The 24,540-nt window shown below is 65.7% G+C and carries 25 protein-coding genes; 17 read left to right on the top strand and 8 right to left on the bottom strand.

Annotated elements, in window-relative coordinates; translation table 11 throughout:
- Window positions 1-27: 27 nt before the first annotated feature.
- Entirely contained in the window at window positions 28-1,185 is a 1,158-nt protein-coding gene (locus V6B15_RS06205) for a penicillin-binding protein activator (protein WP_334200448.1), read from the bottom strand.
- Between the two features lie 37 nt (window positions 1,186-1,222).
- Between V6B15_RS06205 and rsmI the strand changes: the two genes are divergently transcribed.
- Genes rsmI through V6B15_RS06185 form a run of 4 tightly spaced genes read left to right on the top strand, consistent with a single transcriptional unit; the run spans window position 1,223 to window position 4,071 of the window.
- Entirely contained in the window at window positions 1,223-2,074 is an 852-nt protein-coding gene (rsmI, locus tag V6B15_RS06200; protein WP_334200447.1) for a 16S rRNA (cytidine(1402)-2'-O)-methyltransferase, read from the top strand.
- Window positions 2,071-2,421: a YraN family protein gene (locus tag V6B15_RS06195; RefSeq protein WP_320180245.1), complete on the top strand. Its 351-nt coding sequence runs from the start codon at window positions 2,071-2,073 to the stop codon at window positions 2,419-2,421. The genes rsmI and V6B15_RS06195 overlap by 4 nt, the downstream gene beginning before the upstream one ends.
- A gap of 43 nt (window positions 2,422-2,464) precedes the next feature.
- Window positions 2,465-3,433, top strand: a complete 969-nt coding sequence (gene gshB, locus V6B15_RS06190; protein WP_334200446.1) for a glutathione synthase — start codon at window positions 2,465-2,467, stop codon at window positions 3,431-3,433.
- 32 nt (window positions 3,434-3,465) lie between these two features.
- Window positions 3,466-4,071 carry a DedA family protein gene (locus tag V6B15_RS06185; protein WP_253515658.1) on the top strand — a complete coding sequence of 202 codons (606 nt, stop codon included), beginning with the start codon at window positions 3,466-3,468 and terminating at the stop codon, window positions 4,069-4,071.
- Here V6B15_RS06185 and V6B15_RS06180 read toward each other — a convergent pair.
- Window positions 4,068-4,964, bottom strand: coding sequence for a tyrosine recombinase XerC (locus V6B15_RS06180; protein WP_334200445.1), 897 nt, complete (start codon window positions 4,962-4,964; stop codon window positions 4,068-4,070). The two genes, V6B15_RS06185 and V6B15_RS06180, sit on opposite strands and share 4 nt — an antisense overlap.
- On the bottom strand, window positions 4,961-6,115 hold the full coding sequence (hemW, locus tag V6B15_RS06175) for a radical SAM family heme chaperone HemW (protein WP_334200444.1): 1,155 nt from the start codon (window positions 6,113-6,115) through the stop codon (window positions 4,961-4,963). The genes V6B15_RS06180 and hemW overlap by 4 nt, the downstream gene beginning before the upstream one ends.
- A gap of 47 nt (window positions 6,116-6,162) precedes the next feature.
- Here hemW and V6B15_RS06170 point away from each other — a divergent pair, with 47 nt between their 5' ends.
- Window positions 6,163-6,759: a CAP domain-containing protein gene (locus tag V6B15_RS06170; RefSeq protein ID WP_334200443.1), complete on the top strand. Its 597-nt coding sequence runs from the start codon at window positions 6,163-6,165 to the stop codon at window positions 6,757-6,759.
- Between the two features lie 4 nt (window positions 6,760-6,763).
- On the opposite strand, the gene rdgB is transcribed toward V6B15_RS06170, so the two are convergent.
- Window positions 6,764-7,390, bottom strand: coding sequence for an RdgB/HAM1 family non-canonical purine NTP pyrophosphatase (rdgB, locus tag V6B15_RS06165; protein ID WP_334200442.1), 627 nt, complete (start codon window positions 7,388-7,390; stop codon window positions 6,764-6,766).
- Window positions 7,387-8,103 carry a ribonuclease PH gene (gene rph, locus V6B15_RS06160; protein WP_067466735.1) on the bottom strand — a complete coding sequence of 239 codons (717 nt, stop codon included), beginning with the start codon at window positions 8,101-8,103 and terminating at the stop codon, window positions 7,387-7,389. Before rph ends, rdgB begins: the two co-directional genes overlap by 4 nt.
- A gap of 84 nt (window positions 8,104-8,187) precedes the next feature.
- On the opposite strand from rph, the gene hrcA reads away from it, so the two are divergent.
- Genes hrcA through V6B15_RS06140 form a run of 4 tightly spaced genes read left to right on the top strand, consistent with a single transcriptional unit; the run spans window position 8,188 to window position 11,968 of the window.
- Window positions 8,188-9,231 carry a heat-inducible transcriptional repressor HrcA gene (hrcA, locus tag V6B15_RS06155; protein ID WP_334200441.1) on the top strand — a complete coding sequence of 348 codons (1,044 nt, stop codon included), beginning with the start codon at window positions 8,188-8,190 and terminating at the stop codon, window positions 9,229-9,231.
- Between the two features lie 12 nt (window positions 9,232-9,243).
- Window positions 9,244-9,840 (top strand): nucleotide exchange factor GrpE, encoded by a 597-nt coding sequence (grpE, locus tag V6B15_RS06150; RefSeq protein ID WP_320180238.1) that lies wholly within the window; start codon window positions 9,244-9,246, stop codon window positions 9,838-9,840.
- Window positions 9,841-9,863: 23 nt separating this feature from the next.
- Entirely contained in the window at window positions 9,864-11,615 is a 1,752-nt protein-coding gene (locus V6B15_RS06145) for a DUF885 domain-containing protein (RefSeq protein ID WP_442969008.1), read from the top strand.
- A 59-nt stretch (window positions 11,616-11,674) separates the two neighbouring features.
- Window positions 11,675-11,968, top strand: a complete 294-nt coding sequence (locus V6B15_RS06140; protein ID WP_050600536.1) for a YMGG-like glycine zipper-containing protein — start codon at window positions 11,675-11,677, stop codon at window positions 11,966-11,968.
- 85 nt (window positions 11,969-12,053) lie between these two features.
- On the opposite strand, the gene V6B15_RS06135 is transcribed toward V6B15_RS06140, so the two are convergent.
- Entirely contained in the window at window positions 12,054-12,572 is a 519-nt protein-coding gene (locus V6B15_RS06135) for a vgr related protein (RefSeq protein ID WP_334201333.1), read from the bottom strand.
- 17 nt (window positions 12,573-12,589) lie between these two features.
- Window positions 12,590-13,069, bottom strand: a complete 480-nt coding sequence (locus V6B15_RS06130; protein WP_334200439.1) for a copper chaperone PCu(A)C — start codon at window positions 13,067-13,069, stop codon at window positions 12,590-12,592.
- A gap of 177 nt (window positions 13,070-13,246) precedes the next feature.
- On the opposite strand from V6B15_RS06130, the gene dnaK reads away from it, so the two are divergent.
- The 3 genes from dnaK (at window position 13,247) to V6B15_RS06115 (ending at window position 17,026) form a co-directional block, all read left to right on the top strand.
- A complete protein-coding gene (gene dnaK, locus V6B15_RS06125; protein WP_334200438.1) occupies window positions 13,247-15,175 on the top strand; it encodes a molecular chaperone DnaK in 1,929 nt (642 codons plus the stop codon).
- 68 nt (window positions 15,176-15,243) lie between these two features.
- Window positions 15,244-16,365: a molecular chaperone DnaJ gene (gene dnaJ, locus V6B15_RS06120; RefSeq protein ID WP_334200437.1), complete on the top strand. Its 1,122-nt coding sequence runs from the start codon at window positions 15,244-15,246 to the stop codon at window positions 16,363-16,365.
- 37 nt (window positions 16,366-16,402) lie between these two features.
- Window positions 16,403-17,026, top strand: a complete 624-nt coding sequence (locus tag V6B15_RS06115; RefSeq protein ID WP_334200436.1) for a DUF6445 family protein — start codon at window positions 16,403-16,405, stop codon at window positions 17,024-17,026.
- On the opposite strand, the gene V6B15_RS06110 is transcribed toward V6B15_RS06115, so the two are convergent.
- Window positions 17,023-19,335, bottom strand: a complete 2,313-nt coding sequence (locus V6B15_RS06110; RefSeq protein ID WP_334200435.1) for a patatin-like protein — start codon at window positions 19,333-19,335, stop codon at window positions 17,023-17,025. The genes V6B15_RS06115 and V6B15_RS06110 overlap by 4 nt on opposite strands.
- A 72-nt stretch (window positions 19,336-19,407) precedes the next feature.
- Here V6B15_RS06110 and radA point away from each other — a divergent pair, with 72 nt between their 5' ends.
- Genes radA through V6B15_RS06085 form a run of 5 tightly spaced genes read left to right on the top strand, consistent with a single transcriptional unit; the run spans window position 19,408 to window position 24,485 of the window.
- Window positions 19,408-20,775, top strand: coding sequence for a DNA repair protein RadA (gene radA / locus V6B15_RS06105; protein WP_334200434.1), 1,368 nt, complete (start codon window positions 19,408-19,410; stop codon window positions 20,773-20,775).
- A gap of 21 nt (window positions 20,776-20,796) precedes the next feature.
- A complete protein-coding gene (locus V6B15_RS06100) occupies window positions 20,797-21,318 on the top strand; it encodes a CvpA family protein (protein WP_334200433.1) in 522 nt (173 codons plus the stop codon).
- Window positions 21,318-21,752, top strand: coding sequence for an iron-sulfur cluster assembly scaffold protein (locus V6B15_RS06095; RefSeq protein ID WP_334200432.1), 435 nt, complete (start codon window positions 21,318-21,320; stop codon window positions 21,750-21,752). Before V6B15_RS06100 ends, V6B15_RS06095 begins: the two co-directional genes overlap by 1 nt.
- Before the next feature lie 44 nt (window positions 21,753-21,796).
- Window positions 21,797-23,443 carry an MFS transporter gene (locus V6B15_RS06090; protein ID WP_334200431.1) on the top strand — a complete coding sequence of 549 codons (1,647 nt, stop codon included), beginning with the start codon at window positions 21,797-21,799 and terminating at the stop codon, window positions 23,441-23,443.
- Window positions 23,444-23,450: 7 nt separating this feature from the next.
- Window positions 23,451-24,485, top strand: coding sequence for an alanine racemase (locus tag V6B15_RS06085; RefSeq protein ID WP_334200430.1), 1,035 nt, complete (start codon window positions 23,451-23,453; stop codon window positions 24,483-24,485).
- Window positions 24,486-24,540 lie beyond the last annotated feature (55 nt).

Genomic DNA, 24,540 nt, shown 5'->3' with positions numbered 1-24,540 from the left:
GCGCGCCGGCGGGGTTATCCGCCCTGCTCAGAAGCGGCTGGGTGCATTCTCCACCACGACAACCGCGCCATCGCGCACTTCGCGGACTTCGAAGGCGCGTTCGACGAGCCCGTTGCGCCCGAAGCGAAAAGCCCCGTCGAGCCCGAGGAAGCCGTCTTCGCTGCGCAGCGCGCCAGCGGGGAAATCGCGGCCCGGACGCCAGTCGCGCGCCACGCGCAAGGTCAGCAGAACCGCGTCATAACCCAGCGTCGCTATGCGATAGGGCTGGCTGCCGAAGCGTGCCTCATAGCTGTCGGTAAAGCGCTTGTAGCGATCGTCCGACACGGCGGAGAACCACGCCCCCGTCAGAGCAGATGCGCGCGTGACCGACCCTTCGCCGCTCCACAATTCGGTGCCCAGCAGCCGGGTGGTCATGGTGCCGCCCGGGTTGAGCACGCCAGCGGCCTGCGCCGCAAGGCGCGCGCCATCCGCGACCAGCACGGTGTCATAGCCGCCATGCGCTTTCAGCCGTTCCGCCGCGCTGACGATCGAGGTGTTGCCGCGGGCGAAGCGTTCGGTCCACACGACCGCGCCGCCATAGGCTGCCACAGCGCGCCGCACCGCGTCTTCCGCGCGCGAACCATATTCCCCATCGGGGGCGATAATGGCGAAATTCTGCGCGCCCTGGCTGCGGGCATACTGGACCGTGCGCGTGATCGACTGTTCGGGGATGTGGCCCATGATGAACACGTCGGGCCCCGCGGCGCCGGTATCGTTGGAGAAGGAAATCACCGGCACATCCGCCGCACGCGCCGGGGCGGTGACCGAAGGGATGTTCGATCCGAGCAAGGGGCCGAGGATAAGCTTGTTGCCTTCCGCGATCGCCTGCCGCGCCGCGGCTTCGGGACCCTTGGCGGTGTCGTAGGTGGTAATGCGCAGATTGCCGGCATTGGTGTCGAGCAGCGCCATGGTGGTGGCATTGGCGATCGACTGGCCAACCGGCCCGTTGCGGCCCGACATCGGGACCAGCAGCGCGATCCGGTGCCGCGTCTCGTCGGTCGGCAGGCTCTGCGTCGGTTCGGCTGAAGGCGTCGGTGTTACCGGCCCCGCGCGTTCGGGGGCCTTGGGAATGACCGAGCAGGCGCCCAGCAGGGCTGCCAGCCCGAGGGTTACCATTGCCCGACGGTCGAAAGTCCAGCGCTTCATCTTGCCGCGTCCCTCAATATTGGTTCATGGGGGAAGGGTGACTGATGCGACCCCTTCCGAAGATTCCCTTACACCGGGGCTCTATATCGTCGCCACCCCGATCGGCAACCTTGGGGATATCACACTGCGCGCGGTCGATGTGTTGCGCCGCTGCGACGGGGTCGCCTGCGAGGATACGCGGGTCACCGGCAAGCTGCTCAAGCATCTCGGCATCTCCAAGCCGATGTGGCGCTATGACGATCACAGCGAACATCGCGACCGCACCCGGTTGGTCGATTCCATGCGCGACAGGGCAGTGGCGCTGGTCAGCGATGCGGGCACCCCGATGGTCTCCGATCCCGGTTACCGGCTGGTCAACGATTGCCGGGCGGAAGGCATTCCCGTTACCGCGCTGCCCGGGGCCTGCGCGGCCGTGACCGGGCTGGCGCTGTCGGGCCTGCCCAACGACCGCTTCCTGTTCGCCGGTTTCCTGCCCAGCAAGGACAAGGCCCGCCGCGAAACGCTCGCGGAACTGGCCGGGGTCGATAGCACGCTGATCTTCTACGAAACCGCGCCGCGCCTGGCGAAATCGCTGGCAGCGATCGAGGAGGTTCTTCCCGAACGCGAAGTGGCGGTGGCGCGAGAATTGACCAAGCTGCACGAAGAAATGCGCCGCGGCCTGCCCGCGGGCGTGCGCGCCTATTTCGATGCCAATCCCCCGCGCGGCGAAATCGTCCTGCTGATAGGCCCGCCGCCCGAAAGCGTGGCAAGCGAGGAAGAGGCGGAGATCATGCTGGTCGCCGCCCTGCGCACGATGAAAGCTTCGCAGGCTGCGGGGCAGGTCGCCAAGGCCACCGGGATGGACCGCAAGGCGCTGTATGCGCGGGCCATGGCGCTGCGCTCCGAATGACCCGCCAGCTGGCCGAGAAAAGCGGCCGCGAGGGCGAGACACGCGCAGCAGTGTGGTTGCGCGCCAAGGGCTGGCAAGTGCTCGACCGGCGGGTCAGGACGCCCGCGGGTGAAATCGACCTGGTCGCCAGGCGGGGCGGGGTGGTCGCGTTCGTCGAAGTGAAATGGCGCCGCAAGCGCGCCGATCTCGACCATGCGATCGACGAATACCGGCTTTCGCGCGTCGCTGCGGCAGCGGAAGCGGTGGCGCATCGCTATGCCGAAAACGGCGAGGATATCCGGATCGACGTGATCCTGCTTGCACCGGGCAGCTTCCCTCGCCACATCCCCAATGCCTGGCAGCCGTAATCTTCGCTTCTTCCCGCCGCTCGCCTGACTACGAGGAATAGGAATGTCCCTACGCGTCGCCGTCCAGATGGACCCGCTCGAAAACATCAATATCGCGGGCGACAGCTCTTTTGCGCTGATGCTGTCGGCGCAGGCGCGCGGGTTCGAGGTATGGCACTACGATGTCGCGACCCTCGCCTATGAAAGCGACGGCACCCCGCATGGCCGCATCACCGCGCATGCCGCGCCCGTCACCGTCCAGCGGGTCGAGGGCGACCATTTCCACGCCGGCGACCGGCGCCGGATCGACCTTGCGCGCGACATCGACGTGGTGCTGATGCGGCAGGATCCGCCGTTCCACCTGGGCTATATCAGCTCTGCTCTGCTGCTCGACCGGCTCAAGGGCACCACGCTGGTGGCCAACGATCCGCGCGAAGTGGTCAACGCGCCGGAAAAGATGTTCGTGCTCGACTACGCGCAATACATGCCGCCGACGCTGGTCGCGCGGCATCTCGACGATCTGCGCGAATTCCAGAAGAAGCACGGCTCGGTCGTGGTCAAACCGCTGCACGGCAATGGCGGCAAGGCGATTTTCCGTATCGACAAGCACGGGACCAATCTGTCGGCGCTGTCGGAAGTCTTCGACCAGACCTGGCCCGAACCGCATATGGTCCAGCCCTTCCTCCCCGAGGTGAGCGAGGGCGACAAGCGTATCGTGCTGGTCGACGGCGAATTTGCCGGGGCGATTAACCGCTTCCCGGGTGAAGGTGAGTTCCGTTCGAACCTTGCCCAGGGCGGCCATGCCGAGGCGACGACGCTGACCGCGCGCGAGGAAGAGATCTGCGCCGCGATGGGCCCCGAATTGAAGCGCCGCGGGCTGGTGTTCGTCGGGATCGACGTGATCGGCGGCAAGTGGCTGACCGAGATCAACGTCACCTCGCCGACGGGCATCGTCGCGATCGACCAGTTCAACGGCACCGACACCGCCGGGCTGATCTGGGATGCGATCAAGCGCCGCCACGCGGAGCTCTAGGACCGCTTCGCGGGCCCGCTGGTTACGGTTTCATGCACGAACTCATTATCCGCGCGATCGAGCAGGGCGGGCTGCTGGGCATTTTCCTGCTCATGGCGGTCGAGAACATCTTTCCGCCGATTCCGTCCGAAGTGATCATGGGGCTGGGCGGAGTGGCGGTATCGCGCGGTACGATCGATTTCTGGCCGCTGATGATCGTCGGCACCATCGGATCGACCGCGGGCAATTACGTCTGGTACTGGCTCGGCGACCATTGGGGGCGGACCCGGCTCGAACCCTTCGTGAACCGCTGGGCGCGCTGGCTGACGATGGAATGGGAAGACGTCGAGCGCGCACAGCGCTTCTTCCAGCGGCATGGCCCCTGGGTGGTCTTCGTGTTCCGCTTCACCCCGGTCTTCCGCACGATGATCTCGCTCCCCGCAGGGCTCGCGCATATGGGCCTCTGGCGGTTCCTCGGCTTTACCTTTGCCGGGGCATTTATCTGGAACCTGTTGCTGGTCGAAAGCGGTCGGCGGCTGGCGGTATGGCTCGCCGAATCCCAGGAAGTGCTCGGTTGGATCACGCTTGGCCTGCTCGGGCTGACGCTCGCCGGCTATTTGTGGCGGGTCGTCAGCTGGAAACCGCGCGCCGAACGCTAGTCCCGTTCACGCGGATGGGCGCTGCGATAGGTTTCGAGCAGGCTGGCCGCATCGACCTTGGTATAGATCTGCGTCGACCCAAGGCTGGCATGGCCGAGCAATTCCTGCAGGCTGCGCAAATCTGCGCCCGCACCCAGCAGATGCGTGGCGAAGCTGTGCCGCAGCGCATGGGGGGTGGCGCTGTCGGGCAGGCCCAGCGCCTTGCGCGCGCGGGCGGTGGTCCGCTGCACGACGCCTTGTACGAGCGGCCCGCCCTTGGCACCGCGGAACAGCGGCTCCTGCGCGGGAAGGGGCCAGGGGCAGCGCGCGGCATAGTCCGCCACCGCCTCGCGCACGATGGGAATGAGGGGAACGACGCGCTGCTTGCCGCCCTTGCCGGTCACGGTCAGCCGCTCGCCCAGCGGCAGCGCGGATGCGGTCAGCGACAGCGCCTCGGCAATCCGCATGCCCGCACCATAGAGCAGCAGCAGCACCGCGCGGTCGCGCGCACCGATCCAGTCGTCGGCGGCGAGCGCTTCGACCGTATCCGCCAAGCCCAATGCATCATCGGGGGTGACCGGCCGCGGGAGGCCTTTCTTGATCCGCGGGCCGCGCAGGCGCGGGGGGTCGGATACCGCGTGCCCCGCCTGCGTCCGCGCAAAACCGATGAACCCCTTGAGCGCGGAGAGTTCGCGTGCGGTCGAGGCGTTCGACAGGCCGTCGGCGCGGCGTGACGCGAGATGGGTGCGCAGCGCCGCGGTCGACAGCTCGGCGACATCGTCCCATTCCGCCAGGTCCAGCCGGGTCAGCAGCCGCTCGGCGGCCTTGCCATAGGCGCGCACCGTATGCGGCGAACGCCGCAGCCCGAGCGCGAGATGGCCGTGCCACGCTTCGAGCAGGTCCGCCCGGCTCATGAAGCGACGAGATCGGCCTGGACCAGCTCGCCCAGCAGCGCATCGAGCAGCGGCATGCCCTGCGGTGTGACGCCGATCCAGTCGGCATCGGTCCGCACCAACCCGAGGTCGCGGTAAAGCGCGAGCTTGGCAGGGTCGACCAATCCGGTGGGCGGGACAGCGAACCGGCGGGCGAGGGCGGCCAGATCGACGCCTTCGGCCAAACGCAGACCCATCAGCAGCGCTTCGCTTGCCTGTTCGCTCCGGTCGAGCGGGCGCGCTTCGGCGATCCCGTGACCCGTCTCGGCCACCGCGGCAATATAGTTCTCGGGCTTGCGATGCCGGGTCGTGGCCACGTCACCGCGCCGCCCATGCGCGCCCGGGCCGATCCCGATATAGTCCTGGTAGCGCCAATAGGTCAGATTGTGCCGGCTTTCCTCGCCGGGGCGGGCATGGTTGCTGATCTCGTAGGCGGGCAGGCCCGCGGCAACGGTCATCTCGCGGGTCAGCGCGAACAGGTCGGCGGCATTGTCATCGTCGAGCGGCTCGAACATCCCGCGGCGGACATCGGTCGCGAAGCGCGTCGCGGGTTCGATGGTCAGCTGGTAGAGCGACATGTGATCGGTGCCGAGCGCCAGTGCTTCGCCAAGTTCGGTGCGCCAATCGGCCATGCTCTGTCCGGGCCGGGCATAGATCAGGTCGAGCGACACGCGCTGAAAGTGGCTCTGCGCCAGCTCGAGCGCGGTCAGTGCCTCCTCGACTCCGTGCAACCGGCCGAGAAAACGCAACGCTTCATCGCGCAGGCTTTGCACGCCCAGCGACACGCGATTGACCCCGACCGCTGCCAGATCGGCGAATTTCGCAGCCTCGACGCTGCTCGGATTGGCCTCCAGCGTGATCTCGATCGCCGGATCGAAGCCCCACAGGCGCTCCGCCCCGCCCAGCAGATCTGCCACGAGAGACGGCGGCATCAGCGACGGAGTTCCGCCGCCGAAAAAGATACTTGCGAGGCGTTCCTCAGACCCGGTCCCGTCGAATTCGTGGCGCATATCCGCCAGCAACGCTGTCTTCCATTCCGCCATATCGGCGGTCTTGCGGACATGGCTGTTGAAATCGCAATAGGGGCATTTGGCGATGCAATAGGGCCAATGGATGTAGAGTGCGCGGGCCAAAAGTGCCTTCAATCATTCTTAACTATATCGGCTGAAGAGCCGGACCCATGAATGGGACGAAGAACTGGATCGCGCCGCTGATGGGCGCTGTTGCTCTACTCTGTGCCACGGGGACTGCCGTGGCCGCAAGCGGATCGTCGCGCTGGTTTTCGCAGGACAAGCCGATTCCCGCATCACGGTCGATCGATGGCCGGGGAAGCTCGGACGTCCATCTGGCCGCACGCATCCTGCGGACGCACAATGACGAACGCCTGCGCCTGCGTCTGCAACCCCTCAAGTGGAACACCCATCTCGAGCGCGAAGCACAGGACTGGGCGCGTCACTTGTCGCGCAAAGGCATGTTGCAGCACGCCAGCCAGAAGGGCCGCAACCAGACGGGCGAAAACCTCTGGATGGGCACCGCCGGACACTGGCAGGTCGAAACCATGGTCGGCATGTTCATCGCCGAGAAAAAGCATTACCGCCACGCGCACTTCCCCAACATCTCGAAAACGGGGAACTGGGCCGACGTCGGGCATTACTCGCAGGTGGTCTGGCGCGACACGCAGGAAGTCGGCTGCGCGGTGGCCACCGCCGCGGGCAACGACGTGCTGGTCTGCCGCTACTGGCCCGCCGGAAATGTCTGGGGCCAGAAAGCCTACTAAGCTTTTAGCCGAACTGTTCGGAGACCAGCTTCGCAAACGCATCGGCGCGGTGACTGATCGCGTGTTTCTGCGCCGGTTCGATCTCGGCAAAGGTCTGCTCGCTGCCCTCGGGCACGAACACCGGATCGTAACCGAAGCCCATTTCGCCACGCGGCGGCCAGGTGAGGCTGCCGGGAGCGGTGCCTTCGTAGACCGCGTGCTCGCCATCGGGCCATGCCAACGCCAGCACGCAATGGAACGCGCAGGACCGGTCCGCATCCGCGCCCTGTTCCTGCAACAGCCCCTCGACCTTGCCCATCGCCATGTACCAGTCGCGGCCCGGATCGCCTTCGAACCACTGCCGCTCGGCCCAGTCGGCGGTATAGACGCCCGGTCGCCCGCCGAGCGCAGCGACCGACAGGCCGCTGTCGTCGGCCAGCGCGACGATGCCCGACGCCTCCGCCGCAGCCCGCGCCTTGAGCAGCGCGTTCTGGACGAAGGTGGTGCCGGTTTCGGCCGGTTCGGGCAGGCCCAGCGACCCGGCCGACAGGCATTTCATGCCATGCGGTTCGAGCAGCGCGGAAATCTCTTTCAGCTTGCCGGCGTTATGCGTGGCAATCACCAGAGAGCCCGAACCGAGCCGGCGCGTCATTTGCGCGTGGCCTCGTCCTGCGCCTTGAAGATCTGCGCGCAGCCCATCTGCGCCAGCCGCAGCAGGCGGAGGAAGGCTTCCTCGTCATAGGGCGCGCCTTCGGCGGTCGCCTGCGCCTCGGCGATCTTGCCGCCTTCGATCAGCACGAAATTGGCATCGGCATCGGCATTGCTGTCCTCGGGATAGTCGAGGTCGAGCACGGGCGTGCCCTGGTAGACCCCGCAGGAAACCGCCGCCACTTTCGCGGTGATCGGGTCCTGCGTGATATCGCCCGACTTCATCAGCCCGTCGACTGCGAGGCGCAGGGCCACCCAGGCGCCGGAGATCGACGCCGTGCGCGTGCCGCCATCGGCCTGGATAACGTCGCAATCGAGCGTGATCTGCCGTTCGCCGAGCTTCTTGTGATCGACCACCGCGCGCAAGCTGCGCCCGATAAGTCGCTGGATTTCCTGCGTCCGGCCGCTCTGCTTGCCCTTGGCCGCCTCGCGCTGGCCGCGCGTATGCGTGGCGCGCGGGAGCATCGAATATTCGCCGGTGACCCAGCCTTCGCCCTTGCCGCGCAGCCACGGCGGGATGCGTTCTTCGACGCTGGCGGTGCACAATACGCGCGTTTCGCCGAAGCTGATCAGGCAGCTGCCTTCGGCGTGCTTGGTGTAACCGGTTTCGATAGTGATGGCGCGCATTTCGTCGGGCGCCCGGCCGGAAGGTCGCATGGGGTTCTCCATTGCAGTCGAATCTCGCGAGTGCCTGTGGCGCAAGCCCCTTGAGGCCGCAAGGGGAGTGGTTAGATAGGGGGCATGAATTCTCCGCCGCTCAACGATCTGTCCGACCGCGCTCGCGAGATCTTCCGACTCGTGGTCGAAGGTTATCTCGACAGCGGTTCGCCGGTGGGATCGAAAGCGCTGGCGGGCGGCGGGCAGGTCAATCTCTCCCCCGCTTCGATCCGCAACGTGCTGGCCGATCTCGAGGCGCGCGGGCTGCTGGCGGCGCCGCATACGAGCGCGGGGCGGATGCCCACCGATACGGGATTGCGGCTGTTCGTCGATGCAATGATGCAGGTGGCCGAACCGACGCGGGAGGAACGCGACGCCATCGAGCAGCGGTTGGGCGAACCTGGTCCGATCGAACGCGCGCTCGAGGAAACCAGCGCGCTGCTGTCCGACCTTTCGGGGGCAGCGGGCATGGTCATGGTCCCGACGCGCGAGCCGCGTCTGGCGCAGGTCTCATTGACCGCACTCGACACGCACCGCGTGCTGGCGGTGCTGGTCGGCGAAGACGGCCAGATCGAAAACCGCATCATCACGCTTCCCGCCGAAGCACTCGGCACCTCGCTCGAACAGGCGAGCAATTACCTTACCGCACGCAGCTCCGGTCGCACCCTCGCCGAGGCGGCCAGCACGGTCGAAGCGGAGATCGCCAGCGGGAAGTCCGCGCTCGACGAAGCCAGCAGTGATCTGGTGCGGCGCGGGCTCGCGACATGGAGCGAGGATGCGGCCAAGCGCCCGGTCATGATCGTGCGCGGGCAGGCCAATTTGCTCGACGAAGCCGCGCTGGGCGATGTCGAACGCGTCCGCTCGCTGCTCGACGATCTCGAAAGCAAGCAATCGGTCGCCAGCCTGCTCGAACGCGCACGCCGCGCCGAAGCCATGCGGATATTTATCGGCGCCGAGAACCGGCTGTTCTCACTTTCGGGCTCGTCGGTCATCGCCTCGCCCTATCGCGACCGCGAGGGCAGGGTGGTCGGCGTACTGGGGGTGATCGGCCCAACTCGGTTGAATTACGCGCGGGTCGTCCCCATGGTTGATTTCACCGCCCGATCCTTGGGCAAACGCATAGGCTGACAGGGTTATTACGTGACCGACGAAAACAACAACGAACCGCAGAAAAAGGCGGTCGACGACGAAGTGCTACGCGAAATGGAAGGCGTGCCTGAACACCTGCGTGGCGATACCGATGAGGACAGTGAGGAAAGTTCGCTCGACGATGCACTCGGCAAGCTCAAGGGCGATCTCGAAACCGCCATGCAGGACGTGCTCTACGCGCGCGCCGAGACGCAGAACGTGCGCCGCCGCCTCGAAAAGGACGTCCAGGACGCGCGCAATTATGCCGCGACCAACTTCGCGCGCGATATCCTCAGCGTGGCGGACAACCTGGCGCGCGCACTCGACCATGTGCCCGATGAATTGCGCGAACACGAGAAGGCCAAGAACTTCATTTCGGGTATCGAGGCGACCCAGCGCGAGCTGGAGAAGGTGTTTGCCGGCAATGGCATCACGCGCATCGCCGCCAAGGGCATGCCGCTCGATCCCAACCAGCATCAGGCGATGATGGAAGTGCCGAGCGACGAGGTCGAACCGGGCACCATCGTGCAGGAAATGCAGGCCGGCTACATGATCAAGGACCGCTTGCTGCGCCCGGCCATGGTCGGCGTGGCGAAAAAGCCGGACTGATTGTCCGGACACGGGGAGTGATGATGAGGACTGCCATTCACGGAGCGGCGGTCCTCGTCGCATCCGCCCTATCCGTTCCGCTGGCGGCGCAGGACAGCGCCGATGATCGCCTCGCGGCGGTGGCGGACAGCTATTACGATTACCAGCTCGAGCAATTCGGGCTGACCGAAAACGCCAATGGCAGCACCGAGCGCAGCGCCAGCCTGTGGTCGGTCACGCCCGAAGCGCAGCGGGCACGGGCGGCACGCTACGTAGAATACCTTAGTGAGCTGGAGGCCATCGACCGGACGGCGCTGGGTGCCAAGGGGCGGACCAATGCGCTGGTCCTTCACACGCTGCTCGAGGCCGATATCGGCGATGCGCGCTTTGCCGAATGGGAAATGCCCTTCGACAGCGACAGCAATTTCTGGTCCTACCTGGCCCCGCGCGGCGGCTTCACCACGGCCGAAGAATATCACAACTACATCGGCCGGATGCGCGATATTCCGCGTTATTTCGCCGAGCAGACCGCCAATGCGCGGGCCGGTCTGGCGCGCGGGTTTTCGGTTCCGCGGGTGACGTTGGACGGACGCGATGTGTCGATCGCATTCTATGTCGTCGACGATCCCGAGCAGAGCCCCTTCTGGACGCCGTTCGCCGACATACCGCGCAGCATTCCCGCGGACGAGCAGGAGCGCCTGCGCGAAACCGGGCGCGCGGCAATCGCTGAGCAGGTAACGCCCGCCTATTCCGAATGGCTCGCCTTCTTCCGCGAGGAATATCTGCCCAATACGCGCACGACCCTTGGCGCGAGCGAGTTCCCCGATGGCGCGGCCTATTACGCGCAGCAGATCCGCCAATACACCACGCTCGACCTGACCGCCGAGGAGATCCACCGCATCGGGCTCGACGAAGTCGCGCGGATCACCGCCGAAATGGAGCAGGTGAAGGACGAGGCGGGCTTCGACGGCACGCTGGCCGAATTCGTCACCTTCCTGCGCACCGACCCGCAATTCGTGGCGCGCAGCGGTGACGAGCTGATGGGGGTTTCCTCCTATGTCGCCAAGCGCGTCGATGGAAAGCTGGCCGATTATTTCGGCTTCCTGCCGCGTCACCGGTTCACGATCCGTCCGGTCGATCCCGCCATCGCGCCATTCTACACCGCGGGGCGCGGCGGGCTCGATGCGTGCCAGATGAATACCTACGACCTGCCTTCGCGCCCGCTCTACAACATCCCCGCGCTGACGCTGCACGAATGCGCGCCCGGGCACAGTTTCCAGGGCGCGGTCGCGCTCGAGCAGGAGGAGGCCCCGCGCTTCCGCCGGCAGACCTATTTCTCCGGCTTCGGCGAGGGCTGGGGGCTTTATGTCGAATATCTCGGCGAGGAGATGGGGATCTATCGCACGCCCTATGAGAAGTTCGGGCGGCTGTCCTACGAGATGTGGCGCGCGGCGCGGCTGGTGATCGACACCGGCATCCACCACTATGGCTGGAACCGCGAACAGGCGGTCGATTACCTGTCGAGCCATACCGCCCTGTCCGACCGCGAAGTGGGCACCGAGATCGATCGCTACATCAGCTGGCCGGGTCAGGCGCTGGCCTACAAGCTGGGCGAGATGACGATACGCCGCGTCCGCGCGAAGGCGGAAGAGGAACTCGGCGAAGCGTTCGATATCCGCAAGTTCCACGATGTGGTGCTGTCGCTCGGTTCGGTGCCGCTGCCCGCGCTCGAAGCGCGGATCGATGCCTTTATCGCTGATGGCGGGCAGGGTCTGCCCGGCGTGACCTACGACTGAGGAACGGCGAGGCCGCTCGTCCGTATGTGATCCGACAGGGACGCAAACGGAGAGATACCATGAACACCAAGCTGTTACTCGCACCCGCGCTACTCGCCTCGAGCCTCGGACTGGGCGCCTGCGCGCAGAATTACGCGGTCGAGGGCGCAGCTGCCGGTGCGGCTGCCGGTGCCGGGCTGAGCGCATTGCTGGGCGAAGACCTCGAAACCTACGCGCTAGCTGGTGCCGCGATCGGCGGGGTGATCGGCTATGTTAGCGACAAGGACGACGATTGCGACGGCTATTACGGCGATGGCCGCTATGTCGACGACGACTGTCGCGATGACGATCGCTACGCCCGCTACTGGCGCTGATCGCCTGGCCGGATGAACATCTGACCGAACGAACAAGGGCCGTCCCCCATGGGGCGGCCCTCTTCGCATCGGCTGCCCGCGGTTCCTAGCGCTCGGCCCCCGGGAAGCGGACCAGCAGGTCGTATGCTGCGGAATCGGCGATGCCCGCGACCTTGACACCATTGCGCAGCCAGAAGGCGTGCTTCACGATCTCGGCCTGCTGCTCGATGCCATAGCGTTCGAGCGGCCAGCCCGGCTTGAGCGAATAATCATAGCGCGCCCAGGGCATCCGCCGGGTGAGCAGGAACCAGTCGCCCCTGGTCTGGACCTGCCACACATGCACCAGCTCATGGATCAGCAACCCCTGGCGCAGCACATGCGTGGTCGAAAAATCATCGCAATAGGCATCGCCCCGCGGGTGGAAATGGACGTGACCGCGCGGCGCCATGGTGATCCGGCGGGGCTGGAACGGAAACCACTTCCGCCGCCAGATCGTCACCTTGGCATAATCGATCGCGTGCCCGAAAACCGATCGGGCGAGCGCGATCTCGCCCGCTGTCAGCGGACGTTCCCCTCCTACGGGGCAGGTTGGCGCGACCGCTTCGTCATGGGCAGCAACCCCCAGCGTGTCGCGCCCATCGTTCAGCGTTCGTCACCCGCGGCGCGGACTTCGACCGGGAAGCTCTTCTGCTTGCCGCCCACCACGGTCAGCGTCATCTCGGCCGTGTCGCCCGCCGCGATTGCCGGGTCGAGATCGAACACCATGACGTGGTAGCCGCCGGGTTCGAAGGTCTCTTCATCGCCCGCATTGACCAATACCTGGCCCACGCTGTCCATGGTCATTTCGCCGTCCATCTGCATCGATGCATGCAGTTCTGCGCGGCCGGCGCCGGCGACATCGGCGCGGCGGATCGCGTAATTGCGCTCGCCCCTATTGGCGACGGTGAAATAGATCGCGCCCGGATTGCCCGACACCGCCGGCAGCATCAGCCGCGCGTCGCTCAGTTCCAGTGCCACCTCGTCGACCGCGGGTGCCGCCGCTTCCTCGGTGCCGCCCGAACAACCGGCCAGTGTAACCGTAGCGAAAGCCAGCGCTGCTGGTGTGAAATACGTGAATTTCATGGATTTCATCCCCTCTTCGTCATGCGCAAAAACTAGCGCGCGCTCTCCCTTGTGCCAAGGAAAACCGCACCTATATCACGCGGGTAACACACCACCGGATAGAGCCGCCAACCGGTTCCGCCAGCTTTGGGGAACCCAAAGTGCGGTGTCCAACGACTTGAAACAGATGGGGAAACCATGAGCAAAGTTATCGGTATCGACCTCGGCACCACCAACAGCTGTGTCGCCTTGATGGACGGCGGCAAGCCCAAGGTCATTGAGAATTCGGAAGGCGCACGGACCACACCATCGATCGTGGCCTTCACCAAGGACAGCGAACGTCTGATCGGTCAGCCGGCCAAGCGCCAGGCGGTGACCAATCCCGACAACACGCTGTTCGCGATCAAGCGCCTGATCGGTCGCCGGTTCGATGACCCGCTGACCAAGAAGGACATGGGCCTGGTTCCCTACGACATCGTCAAGGGCAAGAACGGCGACGCATGGGTCGAAGCCGGCGGCGAAGACTATTCGCCCAGCCAGGTTTCCGCCTTCATCCTGCAGAAGATGAAGGAAACCGCCGAGAGCTATCTTGGCGAAACCGTCACCCAGGCGGTCATCACCGTTCCCGCATACTTCAACGACGCGCAGCGGCAGGCGACCAAGGACGCCGGCCAGATTGCCGGTCTCGAAGTGCTGCGCATCATCAACGAACCGACCGCCGCGGCGCTCGCCTATGGCATGGACAAGGAAGACGGCAAGACCATCGCCGTTTACGACCTTGGTGGCGGTACCTTCGACGTCTCGGTGCTCGAAATCGGTGACGGCGTGTTCGAAGTGAAGTCGACCAATGGCGACACTTTCCTGGGCGGCGAAGATTTCGACAGCACGATCGTCGAATATCTCGCGGACGAGTTCAAAAAGAAGGAGAACATGGATCTCCGGACCGACAAGCTCGCGCTGCAGCGCCTCAAGGAAGCCGCCGAAAAGGCCAAGATCGAACTCTCGAGCTCGGCCTCGACCGAAGTCAACCTGCCCTTCATCACCGCGCGTATGGAAGGCGGCAGCTCGACCCCGCTGCACCTCGTCGAAACGCTCAGCCGCTCGAAGCTCGAACAGCTCGTCGGCGACCTGATCAAGCGTACGCTCGAACCGTGCAAGAAGGCGCTGGCCGATGCCGGTGTCTCGAAGGACGAGATCGACGAGGTCATCCTCGTCGGCGGCATGACCCGCATGCCCAAGGTTCGCGAAGTCGTCGAAGAATTCTTCGGTTCGAAGCCGCATACCGGTGTGAACCCCGATGAAGTCGTCGCCATGGGCGCCGCAATCCAGGCCGGCGTCCTCCAGGGCGACGTCAAGGACGTCCTGCTGCTCGACGTGACCCCGCTTTCGCTGGGCATCGAAACGCTGGGCGGCATCATGACCAAGATGATCGATCGCAACACGACGATCCCGACCAAGAAGACGCAGACCTATTCGACCGCCGAGGACAATCAGAACGCGGTGACGATCCGCGTTTTCCAGGGCGAACGCGAAATGGCCGCGGACAACAAGATGCTCGGCCAGTTCGACCTGGTCGGTATCCCGGCTGCCCCGCGCGGCGTGCCGCAGATCGAGGTCACTTTCGACATCGACGCCAACGGCATCGTCAACGTCAGTGCCAAGGACAAGGGGACCGGCAAGGAACAGCAGATCCGCATCCAGGCATCGGGCGGCCTGTCCGATGACGATATCGACCAGATGGTCCAGGATGCCGAGAAGTTCGCCGACGAGGACAAGAAGCGCCGCGAAAGCGCCGAGGCGCGCAACCAAGCCGACAGCCTCGTCCACGCAACCGAGAAGCAGCTCGAAGAGCATGGCGACAAGATCGACGCTTCGCTGAAGAGCGAAGTCGAAGAGAAAGTCGCGGCGCTCAAGACCGCGCTCGAAGGTGATGACGCTACCGACATCAACGCCAAGGCCCAGGACCTTTCGCAGAGCGCGATGAAGATGGGCCAGTCGATCTACGAGCAGGAGCAGGCCAATGCTGCCGACGCGCCTGCCGGAGATGCCGAAGCAGCGGATAGCGCGGCCGAGGACGACGTGGTCGACGCCGAGTTCTCCGAAGTCGACGAAGACGCGAAGAACTGATCGGACGATGAAAAACCAATCGCCACCGGTGCCCCCGCGCACCGGTGGCGATTAGTCATTGGGAAGCCATGTCGACTACCGAAACCGAACTATACGAATTGCTCGGAGTGAGCCGCGATGCCGACGGGGCGACGATCAAGTCGGCCTATCGCAAGCTCGCGATGAAGCACCATCCCGACCGCAACCCCGGCTGCACCGAGAGCGAGGGCAAGTTCAAGGCGCTCAGCGCCGCCTATGAAGTGCTCAAGGACCCGCAGAAGCGCGCCGCCTACGACCGCTTCGGGCATGCCGCTTTCCAGCAGGGCGGCCCCGGTGGCGGCGGCCATCCCAGCGCCGATTTCGGTGATATCGGGGATATTTTCGAGACCATCTTCGGTAGCGCATTTGGCGGCGGTGGGCGTGCCCGTCCGCGCCGCGGTGCCGATCTGCGTTACGATCTGCAGATCGAACTCGAGGAAGCCTTCCACGGCAAATCGACCGAAATCGAGATCGAAGTCTCGCAGAATTGCGAAACCTGCCACGGCTCGGGGGCAACGCCCGGAACGCGCGCACGCACCTGCAACCTGTGCCACGGCCAGGGCCAGGTCCGTGCCAAGCAGGGCTTCTTCGTCGTCGAACGTCCGTGCCCCAATTGCCACGGCAGCGGCGAAGTCATCAGCTCGCCATGCCGCGATTGCCGCGGCGAGGGACGCGTGGACAAGGCGCAGTCGCTCGAGGTCGAAATCCCGCCCGGTGTCGATACCGGCACCCGCATCCGCCTGTCGGGCAAGGGCGAGGCCGGACCGCGCGGCGCGCCTCCGGGCGATCTCTATATTTTCCTCCATGTGAAACCGCATGCGATCTTCCAGCGCGAAGGCACCACGCTCGCCACGCGCGTGCCGATCAGCTTCACCGCCGCTGCGCTGGGCGGGTCGATCGATATTCCCAACCTCGATGGCGAGGATGTGACGATCGAAATTCCGGCGGGGATCCAGTCGGGCAAGCAGTTGCGCCATCGCGGCGCGGGCATGCCCGTGCTGCAGGGCCGCGGACGCGGTGACCTGGTGGTCGAAATCGCGGTCGAGACCCCGACCAAGCTCAGCAAGGAACAGCGCGCGCTGCTCGAACAGTTCCGCGAGCTGGAAACCGGCGACGAATGCCCTGAAAGCCGCGGCTTCTTCAACAAGCTCAAGGATGTGATCGGCGGGTGATTGCCAAGCAGGGCCGCGCTGGCGATAAGCGCGGCCCATGCTGCCTTCGCTGACGATCATCGACGATTTCCTGTCCGACCCCTGGGCCGCGCGGCGGGCTGCGCTCGCGCTCGACTATGCGCCGCAGGGAACGGGGGGGAATTATCCGGGCCGCGATTCGACTACCGCATTGCCGATGGACGGGATTAACGCCTCGGTCTCGCGGCATCTTGGCCTCCCGCTCAAGGGGGCGGACAAGACCGAGCATGGCCATTGCCGGATGACGCTGAAAGCGGACAAGGGCCGCAGCGGGGTGCATATCGACCCGGCTTTCTACTCGGGCATCCTCTATCTCTCGCGCCCCGAAGATTGCGCCAGACCGGGGGCCGGCGGGACCGATTTCTTCCGCCACAAGCGTACCGGCCTTGAACGCGTGCCCGCCAATGGCGCCGAGCTCGCGGCGTCGGGCTATGCCGATCTGGACACGCTGGTCGGCGACGTGGTCAACAAGGATACCGCGCAGCCAGGCAAATGGGAGCGCGTGATGCGCGTCCCGATGCGCTTCAACCGGCTCGTGCTGTTTTCACCCTGGCAGTTCCACAACGCCGCGCCCGGCTTCGGCACCGACGCCGAAAGCGCGCGGCTGGTAATGCTGCTCTTCTTCGGCCGCGCCGCGGGCTAGGGCATCCGCTCGACAAGCTCGGCGCGGATCTCGTCGATGAGGCGCTGTGTACAGCGCTGTGCCATCTGCTCTTCGTCGAGGATCGCATGAAAGGCCGCGCGCTTGAAGTGGCGGCAGGTTTCGGCGGCGAAGGGCTTTTCCAGCGTCGAACAGACGAGGTCGATCATCCGCTCCGCCCCGTGTAGCCGGCCCCACAGATAATCGTTCTCGCGGTAAGCCCGGCTGAAGAAAGCACCGAAATTATAGAACTCGACCCCGCGCAGCGTGGCCGGCGTTCCGCCTTCGCGGATGCTGCGCGCATCGTCGGGGCTGATGCGGTCGACCTTGACCGGGTCGAATTCGGTCAGTCCTTCATTGCGCAGCAGCGGCAGTGTCGCGACATCGTAAAAGGGAAAGCCCAGATAGCTCAGCAGCATCCGGCGGCGCAGGTTCTTGGGCATCTGCTCCAGCGCGGCAGCGAGCATTTCCTCGGCGCGGTCGTCGAGCCCGGGTAGCAGGCGCTTCGCCTCGATCATGTCGAGCAGCGATCCCGGATCGCGCATCACACCCTCCGCCAATGGCACGAAATCCGCGCCCAGAGCGGCAACGCCTTCGCGTTCGAAATAGAGCGCGAGGATCCGGTAGACCGTGTCGCGCCCCTGTTCGAGCGCCTCGTCGGAAATGTCTGGATCGGCCTCCCAGTCACGCGCGAGCCGCCGCGCGAGCAGACGCAACCGGCGAATGCGGAAGCCGATGTCGTGTTCGCGGAAGAAGGCGATCGCTTCGGGCGATGCACCGCCCGAGGGCGCAGCCAGCGTGCTCAGCCCGCGCCGGATCAACTCCTCGCGCAGCACCGCCTCGATCGGGGCGGAATCGTCGAACCCCAGCTTGGGCGCAGCGGCCAATGCCAACCGCGCGAGGCGGACGACGATACCGGTGAACTTCGCTTGCGCATAGGCGTGGAAGGCATAACCCGCACGCTCGGCGGCGGCCTGCTGCGCCTTCTGCCGCCACGCTTTCAGCCGCGCCGGAGTGGGCCGGTCGAGAAACAGTGTTCGCCCGAACAGGCGATCGACCGCGGCATCGACTTCGGGGCGCAGCGCGGCGACCATGCGGCTGAGCCGCTCGGCCTCGCGGCTTTGCTCTTCGAGCTGTTCCAGATTGTCGCGGATCGGCTGTTCGCGCGGAAGCGTCGACAGCGATCCGAAAATGGCCGAGAAGAATCCCACCGGCTCGCGCTTGCCGCCATCATCGCCATAGCGGTCGGGGCGCGGATCGACATAGAGGAACCGGCGGTCGACTTCGCGCTGTGCGGGGCGTTCGTGCAAGGCGGCGATGGCCCCGGCGAACGGCTTGTTGACCAGCACCGACCCGTCGATAAGCGACACATTATCAATTGTTTCCCGCGCGACATGCACCGGCATGATCCGTTCGAGAAACGCCTCCCTCTCCGGCCACCTGCGTTCGGTGAGGTCGGACAATTGGTCGATTTCCTCGATCCGCAGCGGCGGGAAGGCCCCGGGGAAACTGGCTGTCGCGCGGGCAGCGAACACCAGCTCGAGCGGATTGGCGATATCGATGCCACCGGTCATCGGCGTGCGCGTCCGGAAGGAAATCGGCATGCGGTGTTCGGTATCCTCGACCACCGGCGGGCTGTGCAGCCGCAGCAATTCGAGATAGCCGTGAAAATCGGTCGCGGTGACATAAAGGTCGAGCGGATGGCCGGGCGGCAGGAGCGGCTCTTCCACCGGGCTCGCAGCCATGGCCGAGAAGGCGCGTTCGAGCATTCGCGAGAAGCCGAGGCCCGAAAACGGCGGTTCGAACCACCGACCGCGAATCAGGTGCGACACTTTGCGCTCGACCTCGGCCTGCGTCTCGGGGGCCACCGCATCGGCCAGATTGCTGCCGGGCCGGCTGAGCAGCCAGGTGGCGAAGGGCTGCGCCCACATCTTCGAGAAACGCCATTTGAGGCGCGCCGCCGGGTCGACCAGTTCGTCGACATCGGCCAGTTCAAGCCACAGGTCGGTCAGCGGTTCGAGCGATTGGCCCGAATGGACCGCTTGCGCGAGGAATACGGCATTGATCCCGCCCGCGCTGGCCCCGCTCATGATATCGGGCAGCACGCGCAACCGCAGGTCATGTTCGTCGGCGATCCGTTCGAGCAGACCGCGATAGACCGCTTCCACCCCGCCGCGCGCGGGCCCCTGCGCATGGAAATCGCGACTGGCGCGGGCCAGCTGCCACAGCTCGCGCGTCACGCCATGCATATAGATGGCCAAGCTCACTCCGCCGTAGCAGACCAGCGCTATCCGCAATTCCTTTTGACGCATTGCCGGACCTCATGACGGGATAAACCGACAAAGGCAATTGCGTTCGCTAAATGTTCCGGTTAGCAAGCGCGCATGGCGAAACCCAAGAAACGCTATGTCTGCCAGGCCTGTGGCGGCGTATCCAATCGCTGGCAGGGGCAATGCCCCGATTGCGCCGAATGGAACACGCTGGCGGAGGATACTCCGGCGACGGTGTTCTCGATGAAACACGATCTGTCGAGCGGGGGGCGCGCGGTCGAGTTCGTCGAGCTCGACAAGCCCGGCGCCTTGCCGACGCGCCAGCCCACCGGCCTCGCCGAATTCGATCGCGCGCTGGGCGGCGGACTGGTCCCGGGGTCGGCAATCCTGCTGGGCGGCGATCCGGGCATCGGCAAATCGACATTGCTGCTTCAGGCCGCGGCCAAGATCGCGCGCGGCGGGCACGGCGTCGTCTATGTCAGCGGCGAGGAAGCTGCCGGGCAAATCCGCATGCGCGCCGCGCGCCTCGGGCTGTCCGACGCGCCGATCAAGCTCGCCGCCGCCACCGGGGTGCGCGATATCCTGACCACGCTGGGTTCGATGGACGCGCCCAAGCTGCTGGTGATCGATTCGATCCAGACGATGCATTCGGACACGATCGAAGGCGCGCCGGGCACGGTCAGCCAGGTGCGCGGCTGCGCCTTCGAGCTGATCCGCTACGCCAAGGAAAACGGCGTCGGGCTGGTGCTGGTCGGGCATGTGACCAAGGACGGCAGCATCGCCGGGCCGCGCGTGCTCGAGCACATGGTCGACGTCGTGATGAGCTTCGAGGGCGAACGCAGCCACCAGTACCGCATCCTGCGCGCGCTGAAGAACCGATTCGGCGCAGTCGACGAAATCGGCGTCTTCGCCATGGCGGGGGAGGGGCTGGAGGAAGTCGACAATCCCTCGATGCTGTTCCTCTCGGGTCGCGACGAGCCGATGGCGGGCAGCGCGGTCTTCCCCGCGATCGAGGGGACGCGCCCGGTGCTGGTCGAAATCCAGGCGCTGATCGTGCGGCTGCAATCGGGCGCCACACCGCGCCGCGCGGTGGTCGGGTGGGACAGCGGCCGGCTCGCCATGCTGCTCGCCGTGCTCGAATCGCGTTGCGGGCTCAATTTCTCTTCGGCCGAGGTCTATCTCAATGTCGCGGGCGGTTATCGCCTGTCCGATCCCGCAGCCGACCTCGCGGTGGCCGCGGCGCTGGTCAGCGCGATGGCCGACAAGCCGTTGCCGCCGCGCAGCGTGTGGCTGGGCGAAGTCTCGCTCGCCGGGGAAATCCGCCCGGTCGCGCATGGCGGACTGCGCCTGCGCGAAGCCGCCAAGCTCGGCTTCGACCGCGGCTTTGGACCGGCGGATGTGAAGGGTGGGTCGGAGGCGCTGATCTATGATGGCTTGGGACAATTGGCCAATCTCGTTGACCGGATAATCGGGAATTCATAAGTCCCGGTCCATGGTAGAGAAATGACGGGTTTCGATTACATTGTCCTGCTGATCGTCGGCATCGCAGCCGTGGGCGGTTTCCTGCGCGGGTTCTTGCAGGAAGTGCTTTCGCTCGCCGCTTGGGTGCTGGCCGCTTTTGCGATCCGGTTCCTGCATACGCCGCTGACGACTGCGCTGCAGGAGTACATCGGTTCGCACATCACCACCTCGCTGCTGTCGTTCACCCTACTGCTGCTGATCCCCTATGCCGCGATGAAAGTCATCGCCAACAATGTCGGGACCGCTTCGCGCGGCTCGGTGCTGGGGCCGGTCGACCGCGTCCTCGGCTTCGGTTTCGGAGCGCTCAAGGGCATGGTCATCGTGGTGATCGCCTTCTCGCTGCTGGTGCTGGGCTACGATACGGTGTGGGGCTTCAAGGGACGGCCCACCTGGATCACCACGGCGCGCAGCTACGAACTCGTCGATGCCAGCTCGCGCGCGCTGGTCGAAGTGCTGGCCGACCGCCGCGCCATCCTGCGCGAGCAGGCCGCCGCGCCCGAGTGATGGCGGCACCCCGCGCGCCCGCGCTCTATTCGCCCGAGCTGCTCGCGCTGGCGGTGGAGCTGGCCGATTATCCCTACGACCATGCGGCCATTGCCTGCGGCACTGCTCGCTCGCGCAGTTGCGGCAGCGTGATCGATCTGTCGTCCACCCATACCGGGCAGCTCGAAACCATCGGCCTCAAGGTCACCGCCTGCGCGGTGGGCCAGGCCTCCGCGGCGATTTTCGCGCGCGAGGCGCGCGGCATGGATACAGCGGCGATCGAGCGCACCCTGCAGTCGCTGACCAAATGGCTCGAGGGCGAGGCACCAAGCGCGTTTCTGCCGCGGCTCACGCTGCTGGAACCGGCCCGTCCGCACCGCGGGCGTCACGAGGCGATTCTCTTGCCGTGGAGAGCCGCGCTGGACGCGCTTTCCAAGCCCCGCGACCCCCGCTAGACCCGCGTTCACGCCAAGAACAATCGCGAGGGAGGGAGCGCGACATGCCCGAGGGTGCCGTCACACCGCACAGGGAGCCGTCCGAAAAGGAAATCCGCCTGGTCATCGCCGCGAGCAGCGCGGGGACGATCTTCGAATGGTACGATTTCTTCATCTACGGCACGCTCGCCGCGCTGATCGGCGCAGCCTTCTTCCCGAGCGATAACGAGACGCTGGAAATCCTGCTGGTCTGGGCGGGTTTCGCAGTCGGTTTCGGCTTCCGCCCGCTCGGTGCAATCCTGTTCGGCTTCCTCGGCGACCGGTTGGGCCGCAAATACACTTTTCTCGTCACCGTGACGCTGATGGGGATCGCCACCGCGGGCGTCGGCCTGATCCCGAGCGCGGCGAGCATTGGTATCGCTGCACCGCTGATCGTGATCGGCCTGCGCATCCTGCAGGGGCTGGCGCTGGGCGGCGAATATGGCGGCGCGGCGATCTATGTCGCCGAGCATGCCCCGCCCGAAAAGCGCGGCTTCTACACCAGCTTCATCCAGGCCAGCGTGGTCGGCGGTTTCGTGCTGTCGATCGCGGTGGTGATCGCCTGCCGCGCGCTGATCCCGGCCGACGATTTCGCCGCGTGGGGCTGGCGCATTCCCTTCCTGCTGTCGATCGTGCTGCTGTTCATCTCGCTCTGGATGCGGCTCAAGCTGTCCGAAAGTCCGGTGTTCCAGGCGATGAAGGCCGCAGGCGAAACCTCGGCCAATCCGTTCAAGGAAAGCCTGACTTATCCGGGCAATCCCAAGCGCATCTTCGTGGCGCTGTTCGGCATCACCGGCGTGCTGACCACGATCTGGTACACCGCCTTCTTCTCGGGCCTGTCGTTCCTGCGCGGACCGATGCGCGTGGACGAGGGCGTGGTCGAATGGATGCTGCTGATCGCGGGCACGCTGTCGATGGGGTTCTACATCGTGGTCGGCAAATGGTCCGACCGCGTCGGGCGCAAGAAGCCGATCATTATCGGGGCGATCGCCGCGCTTGCGCTGCTGTTCCCCGTGTTCTGGGGGATCGGCGCGCTCGCCAATCCGGGCCTGCAGGACAGCGCCCGCGCGGCGCCCGTCACGATCAGCGGAGCCGAGTGCGAATACGATCCCTTCGCCGAGGTCCAGGCCAGTGCCTGCGGCCGCGCGTTGCAGGATCTGACCGCGCTCGGCGTTCCCTATGCCATTACCGAAGACACCCGCACCGAGCTGGCGATCGGTAGCGCGACCAATGGCTACGAGGCCCTGCCCGAGGATACGCGCCGCGCGATCATCCAGAGCTGGCTAGAAGCCAATGGCTATTCCTTCGAACGCCAGACCCCGCCACTCGCAAGCATCGCCGGGATCATCGGCCTGCTGCTGGTGCTCGGTCTGTTGTCGGCGCTGACCTATGGCTCGGTCGCCGCGCTATTGTCGGAGATGTTCCCCGCGCGGATCCGCTACAGCTCGATGTCGATCCCCTATCATATCGGGGCGGGTTATCTCGGCGGCTTCCTGCCGTTGATCGCGGGCTATATCGTGGCGATGACCGGCAATGCCTATTCGGGGCTGTGGTACACGATGGTGGTGGTCGGCTTCGGACTGGTCGTGGCCTGGTGGGGCCTGCCCGAGGGTCCGCCGCGCGATTTTGAGGATAGCGGGCAGGATCCGCCCGCGTCTCCCGTCCTTCCGTGAGCCGCCGATGACCACGCTCCCGCCGCCGACCCTGCGGCTGCGTATCGATTCCGATGCCCTCGCGCATAACTGGCGCGCGCTCGACACGCTGTCGGGCAGCGCGCGCGCCGGCGCGGCGGTAAAGGCGAATTGCTATGGTCTGGGCGTCGAGAGCTGCCTGCCGGTGCTGCGCGATGCCGGGTGCCGTGATTTCTTCGTCGCGCATTGGAGCGAAGTGCCCGCCGTGCTGCGCCATGTCCCGCCCGGACAGGTCGCGGTGCTGCACGGCCCGGTCGACGCCGGGGAAGCCGCCTATGCGCGGTCGGTAGGGGTCAGGCCGGTCATCGACAGCCTGCGCCAGGCGCTCCTATGGCTCGAGAGCGGCGGCGGACCGTGCAATCTGATGATCGACACCGGGATCAACCGCCTCGGCATATCTCCCGCCGACCTGTCCGACCCGGATGTCCAGCAGCTCGAGATCGAGGTGCTGATGAGCCATTTGGCCTGCGCCGACGAGGACAGCGCCATGAACGCGCGCCAGCTGAACGCCTTCCGCTCATGCCGCTCTGCCGTCCGCCACAAGGAGGCCAGCCTCGCCAACAGCGCCGGCATCGCCCTGGGCCGCGACTATGCCTTCGATCTGACCCGGCCCGGACTGTCGCTCTATGGCGGCATCCCGCGCAGCGAACTGGCGGGCGATATCCGCCAGGTGGCCTATCCCGAAGCGCGGGTGATCCAGTGCCGCGAGATCGGGGCGGGGGAAACGGTCGGCTACAACGCCACCTTCACCGCGCCCGGCGCCATGCGCATCGGCGTGGTGTCGCTGGGCTATGCCGACGGCATCCTGCGCAGCTGGGCAGAGGCGCATTTCACGCACGGCGAGCGCAGGCTGCCGATCCTTGGCAAGGTGTCGATGGACATGATCGTCCTCGACCTGTCCGATGCGCCGGACGTGGGGGAGGGCGATTGGGTCGCGCTGCCATATCATCTCCCCGATGCTGCGCGGCAAACCACTCTTTCGCAATATGAATTGCTGACAATTCTCGGTCACCGCTTCGGCTGACCGGCGCGCTGTGTTGCATCGCACTTTGTGCACGTGCTAAACGTCTCGCATTGCA

Source organism: Qipengyuania sp. Mu-71 (assembly GCF_036867055.1).
In the GTDB taxonomy this organism is placed as follows: Bacteria; Pseudomonadota; Alphaproteobacteria; order Sphingomonadales; family Sphingomonadaceae; genus Qipengyuania; species Qipengyuania profunda.
Note: the sequence above shows the minus strand (reverse complement) of the source record. Positions and strands in the feature narration are given on the sequence as shown.